The sequence below is a fragment of the Phytoactinopolyspora mesophila genome, from assembly GCF_010122465.1.
GTDB lineage: Bacteria > Actinomycetota > Actinomycetes > Jiangellales > Jiangellaceae > Phytoactinopolyspora > Phytoactinopolyspora mesophila.
On sequence record NZ_WLZY01000004.1, the window covers coordinates 108,190 to 133,879 of the forward strand.

General features: G+C 65.6%; 25 protein-coding genes and 1 tRNA gene. 14 read left to right on the forward strand and 12 right to left on the reverse strand.

Annotation, left to right across the window (positions count from 1 at the left end; translation table 11 throughout):
- Positions 1–6: 6 nt before the first annotated feature.
- Positions 7–615 (reverse strand): TetR/AcrR family transcriptional regulator C-terminal ligand-binding domain-containing protein, encoded by a 609-nt coding sequence (locus F7O44_RS31820; protein ID WP_162450655.1) that lies wholly within the window; start codon positions 613–615, stop codon positions 7–9.
- A gap of 130 nt (positions 616–745) precedes the next feature.
- On the opposite strand from F7O44_RS31820, the gene F7O44_RS12815 reads away from it, so the two are divergent.
- The gene (locus F7O44_RS12815) at positions 746–1,606 is read left to right on the forward strand and encodes an SDR family NAD(P)-dependent oxidoreductase (RefSeq protein ID WP_162450656.1); all 861 of its coding nucleotides are present in this window, start codon (positions 746–748) and stop codon (positions 1,604–1,606) included.
- 86 nt (positions 1,607–1,692) lie between these two features.
- On the opposite strand, the gene F7O44_RS12820 is transcribed toward F7O44_RS12815, so the two are convergent.
- The gene (locus F7O44_RS12820) at positions 1,693–2,475 is read right to left on the reverse strand and encodes a hypothetical protein (protein WP_162450657.1); all 783 of its coding nucleotides are present in this window, start codon (positions 2,473–2,475) and stop codon (positions 1,693–1,695) included.
- Positions 2,476–2,619: 144 nt separating this feature from the next.
- Between F7O44_RS12820 and F7O44_RS12825 the strand changes: the two genes are divergently transcribed.
- Positions 2,620–3,144, forward strand: a complete 525-nt coding sequence (locus tag F7O44_RS12825) for a peptidylprolyl isomerase (protein ID WP_162450658.1) — start codon at positions 2,620–2,622, stop codon at positions 3,142–3,144.
- Positions 3,145–3,155: 11 nt separating this feature from the next.
- Positions 3,156–4,061: a rhomboid family intramembrane serine protease gene (locus F7O44_RS12830; protein ID WP_162450659.1), complete on the forward strand. Its 906-nt coding sequence runs from the start codon at positions 3,156–3,158 to the stop codon at positions 4,059–4,061.
- 207 nt (positions 4,062–4,268) lie between these two features.
- Here the strand turns inward: F7O44_RS12830 and F7O44_RS12835 are convergent, their stop codons facing one another.
- The gene (locus tag F7O44_RS12835) at positions 4,269–4,523 is read right to left on the reverse strand and encodes a cell division protein CrgA (protein WP_162450660.1); all 255 of its coding nucleotides are present in this window, start codon (positions 4,521–4,523) and stop codon (positions 4,269–4,271) included.
- 114 nt (positions 4,524–4,637) lie between these two features.
- On the opposite strand from F7O44_RS12835, the gene F7O44_RS12840 reads away from it, so the two are divergent.
- Both F7O44_RS12840 and F7O44_RS12845 read left to right on the forward strand, forming a co-directional pair.
- Entirely contained in the window at positions 4,638–5,369 is a 732-nt protein-coding gene (locus F7O44_RS12840) for a DUF881 domain-containing protein (RefSeq protein ID WP_162450661.1), read from the forward strand.
- Positions 5,366–5,995 carry an aminodeoxychorismate/anthranilate synthase component II gene (locus F7O44_RS12845; protein ID WP_162450662.1) on the forward strand — a complete coding sequence of 210 codons (630 nt, stop codon included), beginning with the start codon at positions 5,366–5,368 and terminating at the stop codon, positions 5,993–5,995. Before F7O44_RS12840 ends, F7O44_RS12845 begins: the two co-directional genes overlap by 4 nt.
- 4 nt (positions 5,996–5,999) lie before the next feature.
- On the opposite strand, the gene pknB is transcribed toward F7O44_RS12845, so the two are convergent.
- The 6 genes from pknB to F7O44_RS12875 form a co-directional block, all read right to left on the reverse strand.
- Positions 6,000–7,886: a Stk1 family PASTA domain-containing Ser/Thr kinase gene (gene pknB, locus F7O44_RS12850; RefSeq protein ID WP_162450663.1), complete on the reverse strand. Its 1,887-nt coding sequence runs from the start codon at positions 7,884–7,886 to the stop codon at positions 6,000–6,002.
- 106 nt (positions 7,887–7,992) lie between these two features.
- Complete coding sequence (locus F7O44_RS12855) at positions 7,993–9,483, reverse strand: peptidoglycan D,D-transpeptidase FtsI family protein (RefSeq protein ID WP_162450664.1); 1,491 nt, start codon at positions 9,481–9,483, stop codon at positions 7,993–7,995.
- The gene (locus F7O44_RS12860; RefSeq protein ID WP_222851316.1) at positions 9,480–10,871 is read right to left on the reverse strand and encodes an FtsW/RodA/SpoVE family cell cycle protein; all 1,392 of its coding nucleotides are present in this window, start codon (positions 10,869–10,871) and stop codon (positions 9,480–9,482) included. Before F7O44_RS12860 ends, F7O44_RS12855 begins: the two co-directional genes overlap by 4 nt.
- 41 nt (positions 10,872–10,912) lie before the next feature.
- Positions 10,913–12,403 carry a PP2C family protein-serine/threonine phosphatase gene (locus F7O44_RS12865; RefSeq protein ID WP_162450665.1) on the reverse strand — a complete coding sequence of 497 codons (1,491 nt, stop codon included), beginning with the start codon at positions 12,401–12,403 and terminating at the stop codon, positions 10,913–10,915.
- Positions 12,404–12,409: 6 nt separating this feature from the next.
- Positions 12,410–12,877, reverse strand: a complete 468-nt coding sequence (locus F7O44_RS12870) for an FHA domain-containing protein FhaB/FipA (RefSeq protein ID WP_162450666.1) — start codon at positions 12,875–12,877, stop codon at positions 12,410–12,412.
- Positions 12,878–12,880: 3 nt separating this feature from the next.
- The gene (locus tag F7O44_RS12875) at positions 12,881–13,591 is read right to left on the reverse strand and encodes an FHA domain-containing protein (RefSeq protein WP_162450667.1); all 711 of its coding nucleotides are present in this window, start codon (positions 13,589–13,591) and stop codon (positions 12,881–12,883) included.
- A 212-nt stretch (positions 13,592–13,803) separates the two neighbouring features.
- On the opposite strand from F7O44_RS12875, the gene F7O44_RS12880 reads away from it, so the two are divergent.
- Positions 13,804–13,890, forward strand: a tRNA-Leu gene (locus F7O44_RS12880).
- 116 nt (positions 13,891–14,006) lie between these two features.
- Here the strand turns inward: F7O44_RS12880 and F7O44_RS12885 are convergent.
- The gene (locus F7O44_RS12885; protein WP_162450668.1) at positions 14,007–14,858 is read right to left on the reverse strand and encodes an ABC transporter permease; all 852 of its coding nucleotides are present in this window, start codon (positions 14,856–14,858) and stop codon (positions 14,007–14,009) included.
- On the reverse strand, positions 14,855–15,841 hold the full coding sequence (locus tag F7O44_RS12890) for an ATP-binding cassette domain-containing protein (protein ID WP_222851317.1): 987 nt from the start codon (positions 15,839–15,841) through the stop codon (positions 14,855–14,857). The genes F7O44_RS12885 and F7O44_RS12890 overlap by 4 nt, the downstream gene beginning before the upstream one ends.
- 292 nt (positions 15,842–16,133) lie before the next feature.
- Here F7O44_RS12890 and F7O44_RS12895 point away from each other — a divergent pair, with 292 nt between their 5' ends.
- The 7 genes from F7O44_RS12895 to F7O44_RS12925 all read left to right on the forward strand — a co-directional run bounded on the left by F7O44_RS12895 (position 16,134) and on the right by F7O44_RS12925 (position 24,262).
- The gene (locus F7O44_RS12895; RefSeq protein ID WP_162450670.1) at positions 16,134–16,859 is read left to right on the forward strand and encodes a FadR/GntR family transcriptional regulator; all 726 of its coding nucleotides are present in this window, start codon (positions 16,134–16,136) and stop codon (positions 16,857–16,859) included.
- 97 nt (positions 16,860–16,956) lie between these two features.
- Positions 16,957–18,270 carry an ABC transporter substrate-binding protein gene (locus F7O44_RS12900; protein ID WP_162450671.1) on the forward strand — a complete coding sequence of 438 codons (1,314 nt, stop codon included), beginning with the start codon at positions 16,957–16,959 and terminating at the stop codon, positions 18,268–18,270.
- A 110-nt stretch (positions 18,271–18,380) separates the two neighbouring features.
- A complete protein-coding gene (locus tag F7O44_RS30300) occupies positions 18,381–19,202 on the forward strand; it encodes a carbohydrate ABC transporter permease (protein ID WP_343073877.1) in 822 nt (273 codons plus the stop codon).
- A gap of 9 nt (positions 19,203–19,211) precedes the next feature.
- Complete coding sequence (locus F7O44_RS12910) at positions 19,212–20,027, forward strand: carbohydrate ABC transporter permease (RefSeq protein WP_162450672.1); 816 nt, start codon at positions 19,212–19,214, stop codon at positions 20,025–20,027.
- Between the two features lie 42 nt (positions 20,028–20,069).
- The gene (locus F7O44_RS12915) at positions 20,070–20,873 is read left to right on the forward strand and encodes an SDR family NAD(P)-dependent oxidoreductase (protein ID WP_162450673.1); all 804 of its coding nucleotides are present in this window, start codon (positions 20,070–20,072) and stop codon (positions 20,871–20,873) included.
- Positions 20,874–20,894: 21 nt separating this feature from the next.
- Complete coding sequence (locus F7O44_RS12920; protein WP_162450674.1) at positions 20,895–22,145, forward strand: enolase C-terminal domain-like protein; 1,251 nt, start codon at positions 20,895–20,897, stop codon at positions 22,143–22,145.
- Positions 22,142–24,262, forward strand: a complete 2,121-nt coding sequence (locus F7O44_RS12925; protein WP_162450675.1) for a glucosidase family protein — start codon at positions 22,142–22,144, stop codon at positions 24,260–24,262. Before F7O44_RS12920 ends, F7O44_RS12925 begins: the two co-directional genes overlap by 4 nt.
- A gap of 7 nt (positions 24,263–24,269) precedes the next feature.
- Here F7O44_RS12925 and soxR read toward each other — a convergent pair whose 3' ends face one another.
- Positions 24,270–24,734, reverse strand: a complete 465-nt coding sequence (gene soxR / locus F7O44_RS12930) for a redox-sensitive transcriptional activator SoxR (protein WP_162451019.1) — start codon at positions 24,732–24,734, stop codon at positions 24,270–24,272.
- A 283-nt stretch (positions 24,735–25,017) separates the two neighbouring features.
- On the opposite strand from soxR, the gene F7O44_RS12935 reads away from it, so the two are divergent.
- Positions 25,018–25,689, forward strand: a complete 672-nt coding sequence (locus tag F7O44_RS12935; protein WP_162450676.1) for a redoxin domain-containing protein — start codon at positions 25,018–25,020, stop codon at positions 25,687–25,689.
- Position 25,690 lies beyond the last annotated feature (1 nt).

The following is a 25,690-nucleotide window of genomic DNA, read 5'->3' on the forward strand; positions in this document are numbered from 1 at the left end:
ACCGGCCTAGTTCTGACGCGGGCGCAGTCCGGCCAAGACGGTGGCGACGACGGCGTCGGCGAACTCGGGGGTCAACGGCCCGGAGCGCAGCATCCAGCGCTGGAAGAGCGGTGCGAAGAGCAGCTCGACCGCCACGTCGAGATCGACGTCAGAAGCTATCTCGCCGGCCCGTTGCGCGCTGCGTAGCCGTTGCTTTTTCAGCTCTTTGATCGGCCGGTCCAGCCGTTCGACGTAGTCGGCGGCGAGGGCGGGATCATGTGCGACCTCGGTGTTGAGCGCCCGGGTGGGAAGGTCGAATCGAGGATCCGTGAGTTCGTCGACTGTGGCCCGGAGCACGTGCTTGAGGTCCGCCGCGATGTCGCCGGTGTCCGGCAGGGTGGTGTCCGCCTGTCCGTCGGTGGCGAGGGCGAGAAAGGCGTCGAACAGGACTGCGCCCTTCGAGGGCCACCACCGGTAGATCGTCTGCTTGCCGACGCCGGCACGAGCTGCGATGGCCTCGATGCTCAGCTTCGCGTAGCCGACCTCCCCCACGAGTTCGAAGGCTGCGCCAAGGATCGCCCGCCGCGACGTCTCACTGCGACGGCTGGGCCGCGGGCCCGACGGAGTGCTGGTCACGCATCGAGCTTAGCAGCGATCTGAGACGAGACGGTCCGTCTTGACTAATGTGGCTCCGCCCTCCATAGTGGTCAATGCGATACGAGACGGTCCGTCTCGCATATCGTCCGACCACAGAACGGAGTGCGTCATGCCCGAACCGATCGCCCCGGGTACCTCGCGGACCTGGTTCATCACCGGCGCCGGCCGTGGGCTGGGCCGGGAGTTCACCAAGGCGGCGCTTGAAGCCGGAGATCAAGTGGCTGCCACTGCGCGCACGCCCTCCGCGATGGACGACCTCGCCGCCGAATACGGCTCAAGGCTGGCCGTCCTCGCGCTCGACGTGACCGACCGAGAAGGGGTCCTTGCTGCCGTTGACCACGCCGTCGCCCGGTTCGATCGCCTGGACGTCGTGGTCAACAATGCGGGCATCGCATCGTACGGCGCGGTAGAGGAGTTCACTGAGGCCGACGCCCGGGCCCAGCTCGAGACGAACTTCTTCGGTGCTCTGTGGGTCAGCCAGGCCGTACTTCCGAGGTTGAGGGAGCAAGGCTCCGGACACATCGTTCAGATTTCTAGTATCGGAGGGCTGGCGGCGTTCCCCACCACCGGGCTGTACAGCGCCAGCAAATGGGCGCTAGAGGGCATGAGTGAGGCGTTGGCCATGGAAGTGGCGCCGTTCGGTATCAAGCTCACGATCGTCGAACCCGGCGGCTACTGGACGGGGCTGTACGACAACATGCTGCAGCCCGCGGCCCACCCGGCATATACCAATATGCGATCCGAACTGGCTCGGCATTGGGCGGACAACTCGGTGGACAGTGCGCCCCATCTCGCCGCTGAAGCGCTCATGAAACTAGTGCAAAGTGATGACCCGCCGTTGCGGCTGATCCTTGGCAGCACGGTGTTCGACGCCGCATTGGACATCACACGACAGCGGATACAGGCCTGGCAAAGCTGGGAGGAAGTCAGCCGCGCGGCCGAGCAGGCTATCCCGGCCCCGGCTTCGTAACGCACGGTGACCACCGAATAGGCCCGGCCCGCCGCCCACGATTGATCATGTGGAAGGCGGGCCGGGATGGAGCGTGCTGCGCCTGGTCAGCTCTGTCCGTCGAGCGTGGCCTGGCTGTTGTTCTCCGATGATGTGGGGTTGGAAGCCGGCTTGCTTTCGGTGGTCTTCTTGGCCGGTGCCGTCTTCTTGGCAGCGGTCTTCTTCGTTGTGGTTTTCTTCGCCGTCGACTTCTTGGCGGCCGGCGAGGTGTCTTCCTCGTCACCTTCGGGCGAGGAGTCCGTGGCCGCGTCAGGCTTCTCGGCCGATGTGTCTCCGGACGAGGTGTCAGCGGCCTTGGGCTCCGGCGCCGGAGCCCAAGGACCGGCCGACGGATCGTACGTGGTCCACTGCTCGTCCACGTTTCGCCGGCGCAGGACTCCCGCCACGGCAGCGCCCGCGGCGGCAAAGCCACCGAGCACGAGCAGCACGGTACGACGGCGCTTCTTCTTGCGCTGCCGTTTCGGCTCCTCGGCGATCTCGGTGGCACGCTCGGACAACTCGTGTGCGCGTTCGGACACCCGGTCGGCAGCGTCCGCGAGCGAACCGGCAACCTTCGGAACGACGTCGTTCCGGAGGGTCTCCCGCGCCTGCGCTGCCTTGGGAGCGACCTTGGCCCGTGCCGTCTCCACTCGTGGCCCGACCCGGTCGGCCGCCGACTCGACCACTGGCCCAACACGCTCGCGAGCGTTCTGAACCACCGGGCCGGCGGCTTCGCGCGCACGTTTGCTAGCGGTGCGAGCGGCCTTACGTGCTTGGGCCGCGGCTTCGCGTACCTCTTCGGCCGCGTCCTCTGCCTGCTTCTTCCGTCTCTTGCCGAACAACCTACTCAAGACGGGCCTCCTCGTTAATCGTCTTCATTCGGCCCTTCCCCATCAGATCTAGATCATGCCTTGCTATACGACCCTATGCCTACTCGGGACACGCCGTGGGAGGATGAATGCAAAATCCATCGCTCCGATCTCGAAAGGCGAACTGTGGCTGAGAAGCTCCAAGCCTCCTTGCACACCAACCATGGCGACATCACTCTCAATCTCTTACCCAATCACGCCCCGAAAACCGTGCAGAACTTCGTTGAGCTTGCCGAAGGGACGCGTGAGTGGACCAACCCCGCCACCGGAGAGCGGACAAACAGCAAACTCTATGACGGCACGGTCTTCCATCGCGTGATCGCCGGGTTCATGATTCAAGGCGGCGACCCCCTCGGCAACGGCACCGGCGGTCCAGGCTATGACTTCGCCGACGAGTTCCACCCGGAACTCGTCTTCGACCGGCCGTACCTGCTGGCCATGGCCAACGCCGGCCCCAACACCAACGGGTCGCAGTTCTTCATCACGGTGGGCGCCCAGCCGCACCTGAACCGCAGGCACACTATCTTCGGCGAGGTCGCGGACGACCAAAGCCGCCAGGTGGTCGATTCCATCGCTCGGGTTTCCACCGGCCGCGCGGATCGTCCGGTGGACGATGTTGTCATCGAGTCCGTCACCATCACTCGTAGCTGAGATCACCGGGTATGAGCGGATCCGGTGACCAGCTGAACGCCCGCGGCGACAGCCCGGACGTGCCGGTCTGTTATCGGCACTCGGGCCGGGAAACCTATATCCGCTGCTCGCGTTGCAATCGGTTCATCTGTCCGGAATGCATGACGGCCGCGCCCGTCGGCTTTCACTGCCCGGAATGTATCGCGGAGGGAAAGAAGTCCGTCCGTGAGCCGCGAACGGCTCTCGGCGGGCAGATCCGCGAGAACGGCGACGTGATCACCAAGTCGCTGATCGGCATCAACCTGGTCATGTGGCTGCTGGTCCTGTTGATCCAGGACGGCGCTGTATCCGCCCAGACGGGCGGGGTCTGGAACGAGATTCCGGCGAGGTTCGCCCTGGTGCTCGGTTCGACGGCCGACCCGGTATCGCTGGGCGTTGTGGACGGCGAGTGGTACCGATTGCTCACCGCGGCGTTCCTGCATCAGGAGTTCTGGCACATCGGTCTCAACATGTTCGCGCTGTGGATTCTGGGCAGCGCGCTCGAACCGGTGCTGGGCCGATGGCGTTTTCTGACACTGTTCCTGCTCTCCGCGCTGGGCGGCTCCGCGGTCTCGCTCCTCGGAGCGGATCACCCTTATGTGATGTCGCTGGGCGCGTCTGGAGCCGTCTTCGGCCTGCTCGGGGCGCTGTTCATCGTTATGCGGCGATTCGGGCGGGACGTCAGCGCGGTGATGGTCATCCTCGCGATCAATGTGGTGATCGGCTTCACCATGCCGCGCATCGACTGGCGCGCGCATTTGGGCGGGCTGATCGTCGGCGCCATTCTTGCCTTCGTCTTCGCCCACGCACCACGCCAGCATCGCACGGTGTGGAGTGTGGCAGCGTGCGTCGTCGTCGCAGGTGGAGTCGTTGCCACGGCCGTGGTGGCAGTCTCGTGAGACACCGGCCTGCTCCAGTTATCCACAAGGGTTTTCCCCAGTGGGGAAAACTACACCCGTGTAATCACAGCTGTGTAGGAACTGTGTGGACAAGTCGTTCCGACTGGTCAACGCGGGAATGGCAGGTTGGACGTGATGAATCGGTCAGGATGCAGTGGTGCACCCTGACCGATTTATCCACAGAACCAGCCAAACCAGGGCGTATCACTACTTCCACTGGGTTGCGGTGATGAAACCACCGGTGATCAAACCCATTCCGATCACCAGGTTCCAGCCACCAAGTGCGTCCATGAAGCCAATGTGCTCGCGGAGCAGGTAGTACGTGACAATCCACACCAGGCCCAGGAGCAACAGCGTGAGCATGGTGGGAACGACCCAGCGGCCGGAGACACTCGGGTCGCGACCCTCACGCGGCTCCGGCGCCTGGGCGTCATCCTTCTTTCGGCGGCGCGACTTCGGCACGGTCGTTTCCTCTCCCGATAGAACTAACGGTCACTTCGTGTTAGACGATGTGCTCGGATAGCGTAGTAGTCGCCAGTGTCTACCACCTAAAGCGTCCCGTGGAGGTGCCCAGTCATGCCAGAGCGCACCGCCACGGCGCGTGGCTGGAAAATCGCGGCGCCGCTCGTGCTCGCGATGTGTGGCATCCTGCTCGTCATCAGCGCCAAGACTTCCGGTGGTACCGACCTCCGGGGCAGTGATCTGCTGGAGATGCCGGAACTCGTCCGCGCCGAGGAACGCCGCGTCCAGCAACTGGCCGCCCAGGCAGACGAGCTTCAAGCCGAAGTGGACAGTCTGACCGAGAGTCGCGCCGACGACGATACGAGACGTGTCCAAGAGCAAGTCGAAGCGCTGCGCCCCGCAGCCGGCATGACACCGGTAGAGGGACCAGGGCTGACCGTGACGCTCGACGACGCTCCCCGGCCGGTCGAACGCCAGGAGCTCGCCCCCAACACGCACATCGAGGACTACATCGTCCATCAGCAAGACCTCGAAGCAGTCATGAATGCGCTGTGGGCGGGTGGCGCCGAGGCGTTGATGGTGATGGACCAGCGGATTGGTTACACCAGTACGGTGCGATGTGTCGGGTCGTTCCTGTTTCTCGAAGGGCGGCAGTACTCGCCGCCGTACAAGATCTCGGCTATCGGTGACCCGGAGGCGCTGCAGGCCGCGCTTGACCAATCCGACGCGGTCTCGTGGTTCCGGTCGGCGTCCGACGCCCTCGGGCTCGGGTACGGAGTGGAGCTTGCCGAGACGATCACCATGCCCGCCTACGAAACCGCGCTGACGACAGGAAGCAGACTATGACACCAGGGGAGCCGCTGCGCATCCTCGTCGTGGACAACTACGACAGCTTTGTGTTCAACCTGGTGCAGTACCTTGAGCAGTTGGGTGTCGAGTGCGAGGTCCGTCGCAACGACGACGTCCCGTCGGTCGACGGGTACAACGGCGTGTTGCTCTCGCCCGGTCCGGGAACGCCGGAACGCGCCGGCGTGTGTATGGAACTGATCCGCGAATCCGCCGGCACGGTGCCGATCTTCGGGGTCTGCCTCGGACTGCAGGCCATCGGTGCCGTCTACGGAGCCACGGTCGGCCGGGCGCCCGAGCTGCTGCATGGCAAGACCAGCCAGGTGCGGCACCGATCGGCGGGAGTGCTCGACGGACTGGCGGACCCCTTCACCGCGACGCGTTATCACTCACTCGCCATCGAACCCGCGACCATGCCGGCAGAGCTTGAGACCACGGCTTGGACTGACGGCGGCGTCATCATGGCAGCCAGGCACCGCGATCTGCCCGTCGAGGGTGTCCAGTTCCACCCTGAGTCGGTCCTGACCGAGGGCGGGCACCGGCTGCTGGCCAACTGGCTCACCGTCTGCGGTGATACCGACGCGGTCCGGCGCTCGGCCGGACTCGCGCCGGTGGTATCACGCTAGCGGCCTAGTCGCCGCCGCCCCAGTCGCCGCCGAGCAGGTCACCTTCGTCGCCCTCGTCGTCGCCGTCGTCGTCGCCGTTCTGGTCACCGTTCTGGTCACCGTTTTGGTCGTTGCCGTTTTGGTCGTTGCCGTTCTGATTGCCGTTCTCGTCGTTCCCGTTGTCGTTGTTGCCGTTGTCGTTGTTGCCGTTCTCGTCACCGTTGTCCGGCTCCTCTTCCGGTGCTTCAGACACCCAGAGGATGACCGAGGAGCCCTCGTCGACGCTGGTGCCCGCGTCCGGCGTCTGGTTGAACACGGTGTCGGCCGGGAAATCGCCCGTAACCTCGTACCGCACGTCGGCTTCCAGGCCCAGGCGGGCGAGCTCGCTCTCCGCGGCGATCCGCGTCTCACCGATCAGCTCGGGGACCTCGACCTCCTGGACGCCGCTCGACACAACAAGATTCACCGTGGTGTTGGGCGCTACGGAGGTGCCGGGCTCAGGATCCGTACTGAGTACCTCGCCGGCGGGCCGGTCGCTGTCCTGAGTCTCTATGCTGCCGGGCCGCAGGCCAGCGTCCACGAGCATCTCCTCGGCCTGCTCCTGAGATCGGCCGACCACCCCGGGCACCTGCACCTCGTCCGGGTCGACACCGACGACGATCGTCACCTCGGAGCCCTCTTCGAGCTGGGTGTTCGGCGCCGGATTCTGGCTCATGACGTTGCCGACCTGGTCGGCGTCGCCCGTAGGTTCAGTGTCCACCACGGGAACGAGATCGCGGGCCTCCAGCGCCGCTTCCGCGTCCGCCTGGCTCTCGCCCACCAGGGTGGGTACGGTCACTTGCTGCACGCCGTCGGAGCGGAAGAGCAGGAAGCCGATCAGGCCGGCGATGGCCAGCACCGCCAAGGCGCCCAGGACCACCGCCCACCAGCTCACACCCTTGGCTTCGTCGTCCTCGAGGTCCTCGTCACCGTGCAGCGTGTCGGAGTCGAGCATGTGGGTGTCGTCGTACGCCGGGGCCGAGGACCCCATCAGCTGGGTGGTCGCGGAAGTGTCCGCATAGGCCGCCACCGGGAGCCCGGCCGCCGCGCGCTGAAGGTCGGCCCGCATCTCGTAAGCGCTCTGGTAACGCTCTTCGCGAGCCTTCGTCAGGGCCTTCATGACGATGGCATCGAGATCGGCTGGAATGGACGGGTCGAGCACCGACGGCGGGGTGGCCATCTCGCGCACATGTGACACGGCAACCGACACCAGCGACTCACCGACGAACGGTGGCCGGCCGGTCAGCAGCTCGTACATCACACAGCCGACGGCGTAGAGGTCGCTGCGGGCGTCGGCCTGCTCGCCCCGAGCCTGTTCCGGCGAGATGTACTGCGCGGTGCCGACCACCGCCGCGGTCTGGGTGAGCGCCATACCGGTGTCGGCCAGCGAACGGGCGATACCGAAGTCCATCACCTTGACCTCGCCGGCCGTGGTGATCATGATGTTGCCCGGCTTGATGTCGCGGTGGACGATTCCGCCCCGGTGGCTGTACTCCAGCGCGTCGAGCATCGCGCTGATGACCTCGATGGTTCGCTCCGGCGTAAACCTCGCCTGGTCACGGACCATCTCGCGGAGCGTGTGCCCCTCGACGTATTCCATGACGATGTACGGGACCCGGTGTCCATTCACCATGTCTTCGCCGGTGTCGTAGACCGCGACGATGTTCCGGTGGTTCAGCGACGCCGCGGACTGTGCCTCGCGGCGGAACCGTGCCTGGAACGTCGCATCCGACGCGTGGTCGACGCGCAGCATTTTGAGCGCCACGATGCGACCCAGACGCGTGTCACGTCCCCGCCGTACCTCCGCCATGCCGCCACGGCCAATCACCTCGCCGAGCTCATAGCGATCTCCGAGGAGTTGCGGCTCGCTCATCCTTGGCCCCTTCTCAAATGTTCGTTGCGCACGCGAACGGTACCGGCAATCGCCTCCACCGCGCTGCCCGGTCCACGACTTGAGTCCAATAAGTGAGATGTGAAGGTCATACGCCTAGCACCGCTTCCATAACCGCCTTGGCGATCGGAGCCGCCAGCCGGCCGCCGCCGATGTCGCTTCGTGCCGTGTCCGGTGCTTCCTCGATCACCACGGCTACGGCCACGCTGGGCTCGTCGGCGGGTGCGAACGAGGTGAACCACGCATACGGGGGTCGGTCTGGAGCACTTTGAGCGGTACCGGTCTTGCCCGCCACCGGGATTCCCGAGATCTGCGCGTTGGAACCGGTGCCGTTCTCCACCACCTCAACCATCATCTCGGTCAGCTGGCGTGCGGTGTCGTTGGAGATGGCCCGGGAGAGTTCTTCCGGTTCGGTCTGCTCAATGGTGGATACCAGATCCGGCGCCCGTAGTTCCTGGATGACGTAGGGATCCATGAGCACGCCGTCGTTGGCGATGGCGGCGGAAACCATGGCCATTTGCAACGGCGTCGCCGTCACGTCGAACTGCCCGATGGCGGACAACACGGTTTGCGGCGCGTCGGGGTCGTCGGGGAACCGGCTGGTGGCGGCCCGGAGGTCTTCGTTGGTCAGCGGCTGGGAGTTGAAGCCGAATCGCTCCGCCTGGTCGCGCAGGACATCGTCGCCCAGTTCTTCACCGAGGTAGGCGAAGGCGGTGTTGCAGGAGATACGCATCGCGTTGGTGATGGTGGTCTGGTCGTTGCTCCCGCAGGCCTCGCCGCTCTGGTTCGGCAGGGTTCGCTCGCTTAGTGGCAGCTGGTACCGCGCCGGGCCGGGGATGACGGAGTCCGCTTCGTAGTCGCCCGACTCGAGCGCGGCTGCGGCCGTGACCAGCTTGAAGATCGAGCCCGGTGGCAGCGGCTGCGCGATGGCGCGGTTGTCGGCCGGCTTGTCCGGGTCCGGCGGGATGTCGTTGTCGGCGTCGCCGTGGATGTCGATCCAGGCCTCGCGCTGCTCGCTCGGCGAATGGCTGGCCAGCGGGTTGGGGTCGTAGGACGGTTTGCTGACCATGGCGAGGATGGCGCCGGTACGGGTGTCGATCGCGATGACGGCGCCCTTGTTGTCGCCGAGGCCGTCATAGGCGGCCTGTTGAGCGGCTGGATCGATGGTGAGTTTGACCGCACCACCCTTGGGTTCTTCTCCCGTCACGAGGTCGATCAACCGGCGCACGAACATGCGATCGTCCTCACCCGAGAGGACCTCGTTCTGCGCGCGTTCGATGGCCGAACGCTGGTACAAGTACGAGTAGTAGCCGGTGATCGGCGCATACAGCCGACCCTCGGGGTACTCGCGGAGGAACTGGAAGTCACCGTCCACCTCGGTAGACACTGCCACCGGGGTGTCGTCGGCCAACAAGATCGGCCCGCGTTCACGGGCGTACTCCGCGATGGTGACCCGGCGGTTGTCTCCTCGGGCGTTGAGCTCGTCGGACCAGAAGGCCTGGATATAGGTGATGTTCACCAGCAATGCCAAGACCAGGAGCAGGCAGCCGGCCGAGACCCGGCGGATAGGCGAGTTCATCGCAGCTTCACCACCTGCGTGACGGCATCGTCGGTGTACGACGGTGCTTCCGTGGGCGCTGGCCGACGGGCCGCGTCCGAGAGCCGGATCAGCAGCGCGATCAAGACCCAGTTCATCACCAGCGACGATCCACCCAGCGCCATGAAGGGCGTGGTCAGGCCGGACATCGGGATCAGCTTCGTCACCCCGCCGAGCACGACGAACACCTGCAGCATCAGGCCCGACGCGAGCCCGGCGGCGAGCAGTTTGCCGAACGGGTCTCGCAGCACGAGGGCTGCGCGCAGGCCGCGGGACACCAGCAGCGCATACAGGAGGATGATTGCGGTCAGACCGGCCAGCCCGAGCTCTTCACCGAGCGCGGCCCCGATGAAATCGCTCTCGGCGATCGGGATCATGTCCGGGTAGCCCTGGCCCAGTCCGGTACCGATGGTGCCGCCGTAGGCCAGGCCGAACAGGGCCTGGGCGATCTGGTTGGAGGGGTCGTCGAACGGGTTGAGCCACAGGTCGAATCGAGGCCGGACTTGACCCACGAACTGGTAGGCCGCCCATGCCCCGCCGACCATCATCATCAGGCCCAGGATGATCCACGAGATTCGCTCGGTCGCGATGTAGATCATCAACACGAAGCTGCCGAACAAAAGCACGGATGGGCCCATGTCATTTTGCACGGTGAGAATGCCCAGCGCGGCCAGCCAGACGATCAGAATCGGCCCCAGGTCACGTGCCCGCGGCAGGTCGATGCCGATGAAGCGCCGCCCCGCCAGCGCGAGAGCGTCCCGGGTCTGCACCAGGAACCCGGCGAAGGCGATGATCAAAACGATCTTGGCTGCCTCGTTCGGCTGGAAGCTCATCCCCCCGATCCGGATCCAGATCTGCGCGCCGCGGATGGAGTGGCCGATGACGGGCATCAGCGGTAGCACGAGCAGGATCAGGCCGGTCAGACCCGCGAGGTACGGATAACGGGCGAGAATCCGGTGGTCGCGGATGACGAAGAGCACGAGGACGAACAGCGCGAGTCCGACCAGCATCCAGGTCAGCTGGATCGACGCGCGTGATGTGTCGTCGGCGATGTCCAGCCGGTGGATCATGGCCAGGCCGAGGCCACACAGTGTGAGCACGATCGGCAAAATCACCGGGTCGGCGTACGGAGCGCGGATCCGGATCACGATGTGTGCCACGATCGCCACGGCGAAGAAGCTGCCCATGTACGCCATTGCGTCCGCCGGTACCTCGCCGAGCGCGCCGAGATCGACGTTGACGTAGGCGAAGGTCGAAATGCCGACTGCGAACAGCAGCAGGATCAGTTCCGTGCCCCGGCCCCGGCGCGGAACCACGACATCGTCGTTCGAAGGCTGATCGAGTCTCAGCCTGTTCTGGTCGAGACTCACCGTTCCCCCGGTTCAAACTTTGGCTCATGCCAAATCGACATTCACCACACCCCCGTGCAGTCCAGGTCGGTGTCGGCTGGGAGCCAACCGTCCCGATCGGCTTCGGCGGCGCGTAGCCGGTCGGTCTCGTCGTCGGTCTCGGACTCCGCTTCAGCTTCGTCGTCGGTGTCTGCGTCCTCGGTATCGGCGTCGGCCGGTTCGGTGGGCTCGATGGTCACATCCGCCGATCCGGTCGGGTCCGGCGTGCTGGTCGGTTCGGGATCGTCGGCCGGATCGTCGTCCGGGCGCGGCAGGTCGGAGGCGTTACACGCTTGCCGGCGAAGGTCGTGGACGATCTGCTGAGCGTGGTCGATGCTGTCGGCCGCCATGGTGCCCTCGACCTGGTTCTTGTACAGCGGGGGAAGGGCGTCTACGGGCAGGCCACCCGGGGTGTCGTGCAGTTCGGACAGGCGGATCGGGCCGACCTCCTGGCTCAGGCCCTGGAAGATGGCGACCTCGCCGGCACTGCTGCCGACGTAGTACTGAGTGCGGACCCAGTTGTTCGCCAGGCTCAGGCCGGCCCAGCCGAGCAACGCGACCGCCACCAGCACTACTAACGGCCGGACCCAGCGGAAGCGCCGAGGCGGCCGTGGTGCGTACCGCATGGCTTCGAGCTCGTCGGGGTCGCGTGGGCGTTCCTCGCCACCGAGCAGTACCCGCAGGGCGGCTGCCGGCCGCCGGCGTGTCGGACGCTCCCGGGACGGCGGGTGGTCTCCAGCGGCGGCGCCTACGAGGAATGATTCGGTGGTGAATCCGGCGGCGGCCTCGTCCTCCGCTTCGAGGATGTCGGCGACGATCAATGTGACGTTGTCCGGGGCGCCGCCGGCCAGCGCCAGCCGGATGAGTTCGTCCGCGACATCGTCCAGAGCATCCATGGCCCCGAGCGTCTCGGCGAGTGTGCTGTCGGAGACCACACCGGAGAGGCCGTCGCTGCAGAGGAGGAGCCGATCGCCGGCCGCCACATCGATGAGCATGAGATCGGGTTCGACCTGGCCCTGACCCTGCAACGCTTTGAGGATCAGTGAACGTGCCGGATGCACGCTCGCCTCGTCGAGAGTGATGCGGCCTTCGTCGACCAGCGTCTGGACGAATGTGTGGTCGTGGGACAGCTGGTTGATGGAGCCGTCCCGGAGGAGGTAGGCGCGGGAGTCTCCGATGTGACCCATGCCGAGAGCGGTGCCGTTCCACAACAGCGCGGTGACCGTGGTTCCCATACCCTCACGGGTGGGATCGTCGGTGATCAATTGACGGATGTGGTCATTCGCCGCGCTGATGGCCGAGGACAACGACGCCAGCGGATCGTCATGCGCCGGTACGTCTTCGACCTGGACAAGTTCTTCGATGGCGGCCTGGCTGGCAACTTCGCCGGCGGCGTGGCCACCCATGCCGTCGGCCACTGCGAGCAGATGCGGGCCGGCGTAGCCGGAGTCTTCGTTGCCCTCACGGATGAGACCGACATGCGATCGGGCAACGTACTGCAGCGTCAACGGCATCTGTGCCTACTTCCGCAGCTCGACGACGGTCTTACCGAGGCGGAATCGGCTCTTGACGTTGACCGGTGTGCTGCGTGTGAGCCGGTCGTTGCCGATGTATGTGCCGTTGGTGGATCCGAGATCCTCGACATACCACTGACCTTCGTGGAAACGCAGCCGAGCGTGCTGCGTGGAGATGTATTCATCGGCCAGTGGGAAGGTGCAGTCATCACCACGCCCGAATGTGACGGGCGCACCCTGCAGCGGGGCGTGCCGGCCGGTGTCCGGGCCCTCGATGATGACGACGCTGGACGGCTGCCCCTTGCCGTTGCGAGGTTGCTTTGCCTGACGGGCCGCCTCGCGGGACTGTTTGGGCGGCTTCGGCGGGCGCACGCCGAACAGGTCAGCACGCATCGCCGAGGTGACGGAGAGCACGAGCAGCCACAGCACGGCGAGGAAGCCGAGCTTGATAACCGTCAGGGTTAACTCAGACACCCCTCACCTCCTTCTGTGTACGTGAACGACCGTCGAACCGAGCGAGATCCGCGAGCCGTCGGTCACCTGGGCTTGAGGCACGCGTGCGCCATCGATCACCGTACCGTTCGTTGAGCCGAGATCCACGGCTACCAGCTGAGTTTCTTGCCCGGTCTGGTGCACACGTACCTCTACATGGCGTCGGGAGATGCCGGGATCATCGATGCGGATGTCGGCTTCGCTGCCTCGGCCGAGCACCACGCCGGGGGGAATGACCGGATGCTGGGTGCCGTTGATCACCAGGTATCCGGCGGCGCGAGTCTCACTGGTGGGAGTCGGCGCGTACACCGGGGCACGGTCGACACCGGCCCTGACCTGGCTGCGGACGCGGAACTGTCCGGTGCCGAGGTCTTCGTGCCGCTCGAACGCGACACTGACCGGGCCGGTGAAGGCATAGTGCTGCAGGTTGGCGTGTTCGTTGGCCATGTCGATGAGTTCTTGGGTGAGCGTGGCCGTATAGGGACCAAGGTGGTCATGATCGGCCGGACCCAGCTCCACGACGAACGCGTTGGGCACGAGTGAACGCTGGCGCGAGACGATCTGCGCGTTGTTGTCGATCTCACGCTGGATGGCGGCCGCTATCTCGACCGGTTGAACCTGTGACCGGAACGCCTTGGTGAATACACCTTGGACAAGACCCTCGAGCCGTCGCTCAAACCGCTGCAGAACCCCCATGGCCACCTCCTTCGCCTCATGACATCTCCACCCGCTGCCTTCAGCCTCCGATCGTAACGGCGACAACGCCACCGACGTGGGCATGGGCTCGGCTTTTACGAGTGCATCCGACCATTGTGCGCCCTCAGAGCCACTGGTTCGTGCACACGTGCGTGCGTGTTAGACTGCTTTGCCGCAGACGACATTGTGTCGTTATGGTGATGGGTAGCAGCGCGCGGGTGGCGGAATAGGCAGACGCGCACGGTTCAGGTCCGTGTGTCCGAAAGGACGTGGGGGTTCAACTCCCCCCTCGCGCACCAAAGTTCAATCCCTTGGCCGGGTACGTCCGGGCCAGGGGATTTTTCTTTGGTCTGGCTGCTCCGATCAGACGCCGTTCTCCAGTGTGCCCTTGCTTCACGACTACAGCTCCGGTGTGTTACTGCCTCGTGCGGAACAACCTCATGGTGATAGGGCCGAAAACGGCGACCAGCAGGGCGCAGGCGAGGAGCACCCACATGACCTGCGAGCCGTCGACCGATCCGTGCATGAGCCCACGAGATGCCGTCGACAGGTGCGTGATCGGGTTGACGTCGACGAATGCTTCCAACCATCCGGGCATGGTCGCGGGGTCGACGAAGACGTTGCTGATGAACGTGAGCGGAAACAGGATCATCATGCTCACTGCCATCAGTGACTCTTCAGTCCGCATCAGCATTCCAAGCGTTGTCCATACCCAGGACAGGCTGAAGGCGAAGACGAGGAGCAAAGCCACGGCGGCGATGACTCCGATGGCGCCGCCGGCCGGCCGGAAACCGAGCAATAGGCCGAGCCCGATCACGATCAGGGAGGCGAGTGTATAGCGAAGTACGTCTCCGAAAAGGGCGCCGACGAGTACGGCAGGCCGCCAGATGGGCAACGAGCGAAACCGGTCGAAGACCCCCTTGTTGATGTCTTTGTTGATGCCGAGGCCCGTGTACATGGTGATCATTGCCACGGTGAGGACCAGGATGCCGGGCAGGAGCTCCTGGATGTACTCGCGCGGGGAACCGGCGAGAGCGCCACCGAACAGGAAGGTGAACATCAGCGTGAACATGATGGGGAACATGGTCACGTCGAAGAGCTGCTCGGGAACATGTTTGATCTTTAGTAGTGCTCGCCAGCCGAAGGTGAACGAGGCGCGGGCCGGCGAAGGGCGTGGCGGCCGCTGTCCGGTGGCGAGTGCGGCGAGCAGTTTTTCGTCGACGGTCGGCTGCGTCCGGCTGAGCCGATCCGAGGCGGGCGTAGTCATGCTGCTTCCTCGCTAGTGGTCTCGGGTTCTTCTTCGGCAGGGTGCCCCGTGAGTGCCAGGAAGACTTCGTCCAAGCTGGGCTGACCCAATGAGAACTCGCTGACGCCGATACCGGAGCTGGTGAGTTCGTTGATGGCCAGCGAGACAAGGGCGGCGTCGCCCGTCTGGGCCGTAAGGGCCACGGGGTCGTTCTCGAGGTAAACCTGGGTGCCGAGGCGTTGGCTGAGAAGCTGCTCGGCATCCGGGCGCTGCGCTGCGTCCGCCAGCCGGATGTGGACCGTTCCGGAGCCGACTGAAGCCTTCAGCTGACCGCTGGTCCCCTCGGCGATGACCTTGCCGTGGTCGATGACCGCGATCCGATCGGCGAGCTCATCCGCTTCGTCCAGGTATTGAGTGGTCAGTAAGACAGTGGTGCCGCCCGCCACCAGGACCCGGACGATATCCCACACCTGATTGCGACTCCGGGGATCGAGGCCGGTGGTGGGCTCGTCGAGGAACAAGACGTCCGGCGTGGCGACGATGCTGGCGGCGATGTCGATGCGCCGGCGCATACCACCGGAGTATTTCTTCACCTGGCGATTGGCGGCGTCGGTCAAGCCGAACGCGTCGAGTAGATCGGAGGCCCGGGACCTTGACTGCTCTCGCGAGTGTCCGAGCAACCGCGCCAGCAATATCAGATTCTCCAGCCCGGTGAGGTCTTCGTCGACGGAGGCGAACTGGCCGGTGAGGCTGACCCGGCTGCGCACGGCGTCCGCCTCGCGCTGGACGTCGTGGCCGAGCACCCGAGCCGTTCCGGCATCGGGCTTGAGCAGCGTGGCGAGCATCCTGACGGCAGTGGTCTTGCCTGCGCCGTTGGGTCCGAGAACACCGAACACCGTTCCGGCGCGCACGGAGAGGTCGATGCCGTCCACCGCACGGGTCTCACCGAAGTGCTTCACCAGCCCCGACGTCTCGACGGCCAGGTCGGCGTCTGTATCAACCACTTGTATTCCCCCTTCTGGCCCGATCAGTACGGGCAGTTCAGTGTTCTGACGGTGACGACGGGGTAGACCGGACTCACCGTCAGGAATCATCGCTGCCTGCCAAGGGCGACTCAGCTGTTGATGGGGCCGCGGCACCTTTTTCGGAGTAGCAGCATCCTCCTCGGAATATAGGACCAACCAGTGACAACGTCCATGGGATATCGCCACCCATGCCGGTGATCGTCACCGATACGTGTGTTGCGGTTTGGTCACGGGGGTCGACCGGCAAGACATAAAGTGATTAGATCACTTTATGTCTTCCTATGGTCCGGCCACGGGTACCGGCAGCCCTGAGCGCCGTAGCCTGTCCAATGACCTCGCGATGGCCGTGGCCACCATGATTCACGACGAGTCGCTGCAGCCCGGTGACCAGCTGGAGTCAGTCAAAACGCTCGCAGGTCGGTTCCAGGTGGCCGTACCGACTATGCGGGAGGCGTTGCGTCGGCTCGAGGCCATGGGCGGAGTGAACCTCCGCCACGGCTCGGGTGTGTATGTAGGCGAGAACGTGCGACGGATGGTGCTGCCGAATCCACTGTCGCCCAAGCCGACCGGCGACCAACTCATCGAACTGCTGGAAGCGCGCCGGCAGATCGAACCGCCCATCGCCGCCCTGGCGGCCACGGTCCGCAGCCCGGACGGAATCGACCTCCTGGTGGACACGCTGGACGAGGCACGCCGGTGCATCTCGGGCCATGACGATCGGTTGTGGCTGGTCAACCTGAACTTTCACCGAACCATCGCGACCACGGGCGGTAACACGATCCTGGCCGAGGTCCTCGACTCCATCGTGTTCATCCATGCCGAAGAGCAGCGGGAGATCCTCCGTCTTCACGGCGATGAAGAACGCGACTTCGACGAACACCGGCGTATCACCGAGCTGATCGTGGACGGCGACGTGAATGCTGCTCGGCAGGCCATGGAGGAGCATCTCGACAACGTCCTCCGCATCGTGCGGGAGCGGCTCTCTCGCGAATCCTGACCTGACCGGCGAAAGACTTCCAGACCGTCGGGCGCCTGAGCCTGCCTCCTTCGTCTGCGGGCGCCCGAAATCGACCAACACACAACGAGGTGGAGTCATGAAGAACAGTTCCAAGCTCATGATCGCGGGTCTCGCCGCCGGCGCGCTGCTGTTGAGTGCCTGCGGCGGCGACGACGGCAACGGCGATGGCACTAGTAGTGCCAACGGCAACGGCACCAGTGGCGCCAACGGCGAGGCCCCCTCCGGCGGCGGGACGCTGAAGTTCTACACCGACAAAGCCGCATGGGAACCGCAGTTCGACCGGGTCAGTGATGCCTCCGAAGAGCAGATCGGATACGACCTCGACTTCACCGGCTACTCCGAAGCCGACGCCTACTCCGCCTTCATCAAACAGTCCTTCCGCACCGCGGAGAAGCCCAGCCTGTTCACCTGGCACACGGGCGATGCCCTGGCCGAGCTGGTGGACGAGGGCATGGTGGCGCAGACCAGTGACCTGTGGGCCGAGGCGATGGCGAGTGGCGACATCCCCGAAGACCTCGAGCAGTACTACACGTACAACGGCGAGCAGTACTGCGTGCCGCTGCACGTCGTCTACTGGGTGATCTACTACAACAAACACGTCTTCGCCGAGCATGGACTGGACGTGCCGGAGACGTGGGACGATCTGATGGAGATCGCGGACACACTCGCGGGCGAAGGGATCCCCGCCTTCTACCAGACCAACATCCTGTTCTCGTTCGTCTGGTTCCAGACTCTGCTTGCCGGCAGCGATCCCGACCTGTACGAGGCCCTGTCCACCGGTGACGCCAGCTACACCGATCCGGGCGTCGTGGCCGTCATGGAGCAGTGGCGCGACATGATCGACGCCGGCCACTTCACCGCTCCGGACAGCGCGGATGACCCCCAGATTCTGCTGAACAACGGCGACGTCGCGATGCTCAACTTCGGCACGTTCTTCACCGGAGCGCTGAACGAGCTGGGCATGGAGTCCGGTGAGGACTATGACTTCTTCGTCGTTCCCAACATGGACCCGTCGTTGCCGCAGACCTCGCTGATCGTGGAGTCCGGCCCGCTCTGCGCGGCCGAAGAGGCCGACGACCGCGCTGACGCCATGGAGTACATGAGCTGGTGGGTCGGCGCGGAGGCGCAGACCGAATGGGCTAACGCGCGCGGCGATGTCTCGTACAACCCGAACGCCGAAGTACGCGACGAGCGTCTGGCCGATCTCGGAGAACAGGCCGGCACCGACGACGTCCGGCTGATCGAGCGCTACTTCGAGGCGACCCCGCAGCCGATCCTGACCGCCGCGCTGGACGGGTTCGGCGCGTTCGTGACCAACCCGGGTGACCCGATGCCGATCCTGGAGGCGATTGAGGCCGAAGCGGACGCGTACTGGGCCAGCCAGCAGTGACCTCGCAGTCCGTACAGCTCGAGCCTGAGACGGGGGTCGCGCGCCGCAGTGGTGGGGGTGGCGCGCGACCCGCATACCGGTGGCCGGCGAAGGGTTTCGTCGCCCCGGGCGTGTTCATCGTGGCCGGGCTGCTCTACCTGCCGTTCCTGTGGACGACATATCTGAGCTTCACCCGCTACCGCGGCCTTGGGGCGCCGGAATGGGTCGGCCTGGACAACTACCAGGCGTTGTTCTCCGACCCGGCGTTGCTGACGTCGCTGCGGAATACCGCGCTGTGGGTGGCGGGGACCATCATCGTGCCGGTGGGCATCGGCCTGCTGATCGCCGTGCTCACTTACAACATGCGCTTCGGCGGATGGTTCCGGCTGCCGTTCCTCATCCCCTACGCCATCTCTGGCGTGGCGGTCGGGGTGATCTGGGGGTTCATCCTGCAGAGCGGTGGCGCGCTGACCCAGGCAATGGATTTCGTGGGACTGCCGGGAGCCGAGTCACGCTGGTTGCTGGACGCACCGCTGAACACCTTCGTGATGATAGGCGCGGCAGCGTGGCAGGCATCGGGGGTGAACGCGTTGCTGTTCGTCATCGGCCTGCAATCCATCCCGAAGGAGCCGCTCGAGGCGGCCCGGGTGGACGGCGCGTCAGGCTGGCGGATGTTCAGCAGCATCCTGTGGCCGATGCTGCGGCCCCTGACAACCGTCGTCGTCGGCCTGTCAATCGTGGCGAGCCTGAAGACCTTCGACGTGGTCTACATCATGACGCAGGGTGGTCCGGGACGCTCGTCGGAGACGCTCGCCATCACGATGTATCGCGAGACGTTCGTGCAGAGCGAGTACGGCATGGGCGGCGCGGTCTCGGTGTTCCTCACCGTGGTGACTCTCACCGCCTCCATCGCCTATCTGCGCCGGCAGCTGTCCGAGCGCAAGGCGCTGTAGGGGGCGACGATGACCAAAGTGATCAAGCCGGTCTTCCTCGGACTGCTGGGCCTGCTGTGGCTGCTACCCGTGTACCTGCTCGTCGTAAACGCATCGAAGCTGCCCGGCGACTATTCGTCGTCCACCGTGTGGCAGCCGTCGTTCGGAACCGCGCTGCTAGACAACTTCCGCGATGTGTGGGACCGGGCCAATCTGGGCTCTTCGATCATGAGTACGCTCATCTACAGCGTGAGCGGCCCGCTGATCGGTGTCCTGATCGGCGCCGGCGTCGGCTTCGCCATCGTGGCGTTGCGGATCCGGCACGGATTCTGGTGGTTCATCTTCATCTTCGGCGGGACGGTCTTCCCCCTGCAGATGATCCTGATGCCGCTGTTCGTTGGCTACGCCGACACCGGTCTGTACGACACCCGCATCGGTCTGATTCTCGTCTACACGGTGATCAGCGTGCCGTTCTCCGCGTTCGTCATGCGCAACTTCTTCACCGGAATCGCCCACCACGTGTTCGAGGCCGCGGTGGTGGACGGTGCTTCCACGTGGCGGATCTTCTGGCGGATCTACCTGCCGATGTCCCAGAGCGCGATGGTGGCGGTCTTCATCTTGCAGGCGACGTTCATCTGGAACGACCTGCTGCTCGGCCTGACGCTCAGCCAATCCGACAGCGTCCGCCCGATCATGCCGGCCCTGACCAGCCTGCAGAGCACGTACGGCGGCTCGGCGATGCCAGTGGTGCTGGCAGGCGGACTGCTCGTATCAATCCCGACGGTGGTGCTGTTCCTCGCCACTCAGCGGATCTTCTCGCGGGGACTCGCGCTGGGCCAGTTCTAGCGCCACCAGATCACCGATCCGACAAGGAGACGAGAGATTTCGATGACACCGACGATCGAGCCGCGGCCCCGTGTCGTCGCCGTGACCGGCGGCGCGGCAGGCATCGGCGAAGCGGTGACGCGGCACATGGCCGGAGCTGGGGCGACCGTCGTCGCTCTGGACCGGGACCGGGCCGCGCTTGCTCGGCTGACCTCCGCCGCCGAATCCGATGGCCTGTCGGTCGAGGCGGAGCAGGTCGATGTGAGCGACGAGGCCCAGATCGCTGCCGCCGCGCGGCGGGTGTCCGAACGCCACGGCGGAGTGGACGTGCTGGTCTGCGCGGCCGGGGTGCAGCGGTACGGCACGGTCGATGAGATGAGCATGGACGGCTACGACGAGGTGATGGCGGTCAACGTGCGCGGAGTGTTCGCGTCGTGCCACCACTTCGTCCCGCTGATCCGGGCTCGCGGCGGCGGGTCCGTCGTCGTCGTCGCATCGGTCCAGGCGTACGCGGCCCAAAGCGGAGTCGCGGCCTACGCGGCGAGCAAGGGAGCCCTCGTCGCGATGGTCAAGGCAATGGCCGTGGACCACGCGGCCGAGGGGATCCGGGTCAACGCCGTGTGCCCCGGCTCCGTGGACACGCCGATGCTGCGGTGGGCAGCCGACCGGTTCTCCGGCGACCGCAGCGCGGATGACCTGGTGGCGGAGTGGGGCCGGTCGCATCCACTCGGCAGGGTCGCGACGCCGTTGGAAGTGGCGCAGGCGATCGCCTTTCTCGCCGGCCCCGAAGCAGGCTTCGTCACCGGTGCCGACCTGCGGGTCGACGGGGGTTTGACCGCGGGGCTGAGCGTTGCGCTTCCCGAGTAACAACTGAGGAGAACAGAGACGATGCGGATCACTGACGTCCGTGCCACTACCGTCACGATGCCCCTGCGGGCTCCGTTGCGACACAGCAACGGGGCTCACTGGGGACGGTTCGTCCGGACCCTGGTCGAGGTCGAGACCGACAACGGCCTGATCGGCCTGGGCGAGATGGGCGGTGGCGGACAGAGCGCGGAGGCCGCGATCACGGGCCTGCGGGACTACCTGGTGGGGCACGATCCCGCCCGGACCGAGGCGCTGCGATTCATGCTGGCCAATCCGACGGCCAGCCTCTACAACAACCGCACCCAGCTACTCGCCGCGATCGAATTCGCCTGCCTTGACCTGCAGGGACAGCATCTCGGTGTGCCGGTGCACGACCTTCTCGGCGGCAGGGTCCGAGACCAAGTCGAGTTCGCCAGCTACCTGTTCTTCCGGTATCCCGGAGCGGACGGTGGGGGTGAGGTCCGCACCGCCGAGCAGCTGGTCGAGCATGCCGGTCGGTTACGGGAGAAGTACGGTTTCACCACCCACAAGCTCAAGGGCGGCGTCTTCTCGCCGGAATACGAACTTCAGTGTTACCGGGCGCTGGCCGAGGCATTCCCGCAGGATCGGTTCCGCTACGACCCCAACGGTGCGCTCAGTGTCGAGGAGGGCATCCGGTTCGCGCGGGCGATCGAGGACCTGCCCAACGATTTCCTGGAAGACCCGACCTTTGGCCTCAACGGGTTGCGCCGGGTGCGTGAGAACACCTCGCTGCCGATCGCGACCAACACCGTGGTCGTGAACTTCGAACAGCTGGCCACCAATGTCCGCGACCCGGCCGTGGACGTCATCCTTCTCGACACGACCTTCTGGGGCGGCATCCGGCCATGTGTGAAGGCTGCCGGTGTCTGCGAGACGTTCCAGCTGGGCGTCGCGGTGCACTCATCGGGAGAACTCGGCGTGCAGCTGGCCACGATGCTGCACATGGGCGCCGTCGTGCCCAACCTGACGTTCGCCGCGGACGCGCACTATCACCACCTTCAGGACGACGTGATCCAGGGCGGCAAGCTCGCCTACCAAGGCGGTGCCATCGAGGTGCCGTCCGGGCCGGGACTGGGTGTCTCGCTCGACCGGGACAAGGTCGCCGAGTACGCCGAGCTCTACCGCGAACTAGGCAACTACCCGTACGACCGCGATCCAGGCCGTCCAAACTGGTACCCGCTGCTGCCCAACTTCGACTACGCCGACCCCTCCACGCCGGGCACCACCTGGAACGAGGCACGTATCTCATGACATCGCCAGACATCCCCACCGTGCACGATCTCACCAGCGACGTGATGACACACCGGTTCGACGACATGTTCAACCCGCCGGGGCTGACCAACTTCCTCGGCGCCGTCCAGGTGGACCACGACGTCGTCGCGGTGCGCAGTGTGAACTTCCCGCCCTTCTCACATGGCGACACGGTGACCGGAGCGCTCTACCTCGACGGCAGGTTGCTGCGTTCCTTCGGCTGTGCGGTTGAAGTGGTGTGGCGCCCGGACCGGGTGGAACGGCATTGCGTCGTCGACGGCCTGCTGATCGAGACCGTCACGGTATGCCCGCCCGGTGAGCTGGGCGTCGTTGTCGATATCCGGGTGACCAATCAGGGCGATGTGGCGCGGACGGTGTCACTGGGTTTGTCGACGGCGTCCACGGTCACCGCCTCCGGCAAGCCATGGCTCGCGTCGTCGCCTCCGGGCGAGCCGAACACACTGGAGGCGGTGCCCGGCCTGGCAGCTGTGCTTGGCCGCGGTACGTCGGCCGCCGTGAGTGTGCAGGGATGGGCCGCGCAGCGTGACTCCGGCGACGATCCCGACCCGGCCCCCGGCAACGGGCCACGGATGCTGCCCACGCGGCTCACGCTGCAGCCCGACGAGACTGGCCGCGTTGGATACGTGCATGTCGTCGGCGGTTCGGAGGACGAGGCACTCGCCGCGTTCGGTCGATTGGCCGACGACGTTCCCGCCGCGGTCGAGGCGGCTGAGACTGAGTGGAATCGGCAGCTCGAAGCCGTTTTCACCCCGGGCTCGGGTGAGTTCTCCGGAAGCATGCCGATCCTGCGCACGAGCTCGGATGCGCTGCGCAAGCTCTATTGGTGGGGGGTCGTCGGCACCATGTGGTTCCGCCGCGACAGCGCGGCCAGCGTGATGGGACGGACCTACGACACGCTCACCCCCCGTTACTGGCAGACCACCACCTTCATCTGGGACTACAGCCTCAGCTCGATGGTGCACGCGTTGCTGGATCCGGAGCCGATGCGCAGACACATCGAGCACTGGGTGACAACGGACATCCACACACACTTCGGCACCGAATGGCAGGCGGGCGCACCGGTCGGGAACTGGTACTCGGTCAACGACTACGCGATGACCAGGCTGGTCCGCGATTATGTGCGATTCAGTGGAGATCGGGACTTCCTCGGCCGGTCGCTGGCCGCGGCGGACGGGCCCACGCGGCCGGTCGCGGCGCATGTCGGTGACTGGGCCGAGGCGTGGAAGGGACTACGCGCGGGCAGTGCGCTGGCCGACTACGGAGAGATCGACAACCTGCTGGAATGCGTGAGCACGTACGTCCACGAGGTCGCCAGCCTGAACGCGGCCAACGTCTGGTGTATGCGCGCAGCGGCCGAGGTCGCCGAGCTGACCGGCGACGACGCCGGGGCCAAGCGGTTGCGCGCCGAGGCGGACGAACTGGTCGAACACGTGATGGAGCTCTACGTCGACGGAGCGGGATTCTTCCAAGCCCGCCATCCCGACGGCCGGCTGGTGCCGGTCCGGCATTGTTACGACTTCACGACGGTGGGTACGACGATCGCCGCGGACCTGCCCGATGAGCGGCGGGCCGAGATGGTGGACTTCTTCCGGCGGGAACTCCAGACGCCGTCGTGGATGCGGGCTTTGTCACCGTACGACGACGACGCCACCTTCAGTGTCCGCCCCGACCACCAGTGGAATGGCGCATATCCCGCGTGGCCGGCCGACGCCGCCCGAGCGCTCGTGGCGTTGGGCGCCGGCGACGTCGCCCTGGATTGGCTGCCCGGCCTGGCTCGTACGGCCAACCAGGGCCCGCCCGGACAGGCGCATTTCGTGGAGGAAGCCGAGCCGCCGGTGAACGGTGGTGCGGTGAAGTCGCCGCCGCAGTATCCGTACCTCATCGACTGGGCTTGTTCGTCGGCCGGCTCGTGGGCGGCGCTGGTGATCGAGTCGATATTCGGCGTGTCGGTGTCGCTGGACGGGACGGTGAATGCTGATCCGCTGGTGGCCCGGCTGGATCCGGCTGCCGAGTTGAACGGTCTGGTGGTGGGTGGCGTGAGCTACGACGTCTTTGCCGACGGCACGGTCAGGCCATCTGCGACCGCGGAAAGCTGATCGGGATTCAGGCGGACTCGGCTTCGATGAGCCGCCGTGGACCCTCGCCGTGAGTGCCGAGCTCGTCGTGCGTGTTCGCCAGTGAGCATCGGTTCAGTGACAGGCAGCCGCAGCCGATGCAGTCGGTGAACTCGTTGCGGATCTGCTGCAGCTTGCGAATGCGTTCGTCGAGCTCGGAGCGCCACGCCCGGGAGAGCTTCTCCCAGTCCTTCTTGGTGGGATTGCGCCCGTTGGGGAGGTTGTCGAGCGCGGTTTTGATCTCGGCGAGGGGGATGCCGACGCGCTGGGCTATCCGGATCAGCGCGACCCGGCGCAATGTGGAGCGGGCGTAGCGGCGTTGGTTGCCAGTGGTGCGGCGGGACGTGATGAGTCCCTTGCGTTCGTAGAAATGCAATGCTGAGACGGCGGCGCCGCTGCGAGCGGACAGCTCGCCGACCGTCAGCTCCTTGCGATCCCATGCCGGTGGTTCCATGACCTCGTCCACGGTGTGGATGCTCCAGACTCATCGACCTCAACCAGAGTTGAGGTATTAGGATACTCGGTCCAGCCCTGTCGTATACCACTACCCGCGGTGATCGTCAGTGGGTTGTGGTTGCTGGCGCGCCCGTTATGTCCCGATCTGTACTCACGGGAGCGACCACAACCCACTGACGATCACCGGCGGGCGGGGGTATTAAGGATCTCGTAAGCATGCGCCAAGCGGCACAGTGGCATGCTGGGGCACTGAGACCAGCGAAATGATGTGAGGATGGTTCATGCGTACTCGCCGGATGGTGCCCGTGTTGGCCCTGGCTGTGGTTCTAGGGCTCACTGCGTGTGGCTCGGACGACGCCGGCTCGGCCGCCTTGGACAGCACGGCAGAACCTACCGAGGCCGCCATGGGCGACGAACAAGATGAGTCGGGCGACGAGGCGGCCATGGACGGCGCCGATGAGGCCGGCGACGAGGACGCGACGGAAGACGAAGGGGCCGGGCCGGAGGAGGACGCGGTGGGCGACGACGCCTCCGATGAGGCGGACGGCGCCGAGGCGAGCGGTCCGGAGATCACTGGCACCACGCTGGACGGCGAACCCTTTGACGGTGCTGACGTCGCTGGTCAGCCCGTCGCGTTGTGGTTCTGGGCGCCATGGTGCACCAAGTGCATCGCCCAAGCACCCGCGGTGTTGTCGCTCGCGGCCGAGTACGAGGGTGAGGTGCAAATCATCGGTGTTGCCGGCGAGGCGTCCGAGGCTGAGATGCCGGAGTTCGTCGAAAGGACGAACACTGGCGGGCTGACCCATTTGGCCGATCCGGATGGTGAGATCTGGCGACAGTACGGCGTGACCGAGACCAGCACTTTCGTCTTCCTCGACGTGGACGGCGAGCCCGTCGATAGCGGGAGGTTCAGCGACAATGACCTGGCCGACCGGGTTGCCGCACTGAGCTGAA

Excerpts from the sequence above, each read along its gene's own strand:
- F7O44_RS12925 (WP_162450675.1), top strand. The coding sequence starts at position 22,142 with ATGACATCGCCAGACATCCCCACCGTGCACGATCTCACCAGCGACGTG.
- F7O44_RS12830 (WP_162450659.1), top strand. The coding sequence starts at position 3,156 with ATGAGCGGATCCGGTGACCAGCTGAACGCCCGCGGCGACAGCCCGGAC.
- F7O44_RS12895 (WP_162450670.1), top strand. The coding sequence starts at position 16,134 with ATGTCTTCCTATGGTCCGGCCACGGGTACCGGCAGCCCTGAGCGCCGT.
- F7O44_RS12875 (WP_162450667.1), bottom strand. The coding sequence starts at position 13,591 with ATGGGGGTTCTGCAGCGGTTTGAGCGACGGCTCGAGGGTCTTGTCCAA.
- F7O44_RS12915 (WP_162450673.1), top strand. The coding sequence starts at position 20,070 with ATGACACCGACGATCGAGCCGCGGCCCCGTGTCGTCGCCGTGACCGGC.
- pknB (WP_162450663.1), bottom strand. The coding sequence starts at position 7,886 with ATGAGCGAGCCGCAACTCCTCGGAGATCGCTATGAGCTCGGCGAGGTG.
- F7O44_RS12815 (WP_162450656.1), top strand. The coding sequence starts at position 746 with ATGCCCGAACCGATCGCCCCGGGTACCTCGCGGACCTGGTTCATCACC.
- F7O44_RS12840 (WP_162450661.1), top strand. The coding sequence starts at position 4,638 with ATGCCAGAGCGCACCGCCACGGCGCGTGGCTGGAAAATCGCGGCGCCG.
- F7O44_RS12865 (WP_162450665.1), bottom strand. The coding sequence starts at position 12,403 with ATGCCGTTGACGCTGCAGTACGTTGCCCGATCGCATGTCGGTCTCATC.
- F7O44_RS12845 (WP_162450662.1), top strand. The coding sequence starts at position 5,366 with ATGACACCAGGGGAGCCGCTGCGCATCCTCGTCGTGGACAACTACGAC.
- F7O44_RS12920 (WP_162450674.1), top strand. The coding sequence starts at position 20,895 with ATGCGGATCACTGACGTCCGTGCCACTACCGTCACGATGCCCCTGCGG.
- F7O44_RS12855 (WP_162450664.1), bottom strand. The coding sequence starts at position 9,483 with ATGAACTCGCCTATCCGCCGGGTCTCGGCCGGCTGCCTGCTCCTGGTC.
- F7O44_RS12935 (WP_162450676.1), top strand. The coding sequence starts at position 25,018 with ATGCGTACTCGCCGGATGGTGCCCGTGTTGGCCCTGGCTGTGGTTCTA.
- soxR (WP_162451019.1), bottom strand. The coding sequence starts at position 24,734 with ATGGAACCACCGGCATGGGATCGCAAGGAGCTGACGGTCGGCGAGCTG.
- F7O44_RS12910 (WP_162450672.1), top strand. The coding sequence starts at position 19,212 with ATGACCAAAGTGATCAAGCCGGTCTTCCTCGGACTGCTGGGCCTGCTG.
- F7O44_RS12900 (WP_162450671.1), top strand. The coding sequence starts at position 16,957 with ATGAAGAACAGTTCCAAGCTCATGATCGCGGGTCTCGCCGCCGGCGCG.
- F7O44_RS12885 (WP_162450668.1), bottom strand. The coding sequence starts at position 14,858 with ATGACTACGCCCGCCTCGGATCGGCTCAGCCGGACGCAGCCGACCGTC.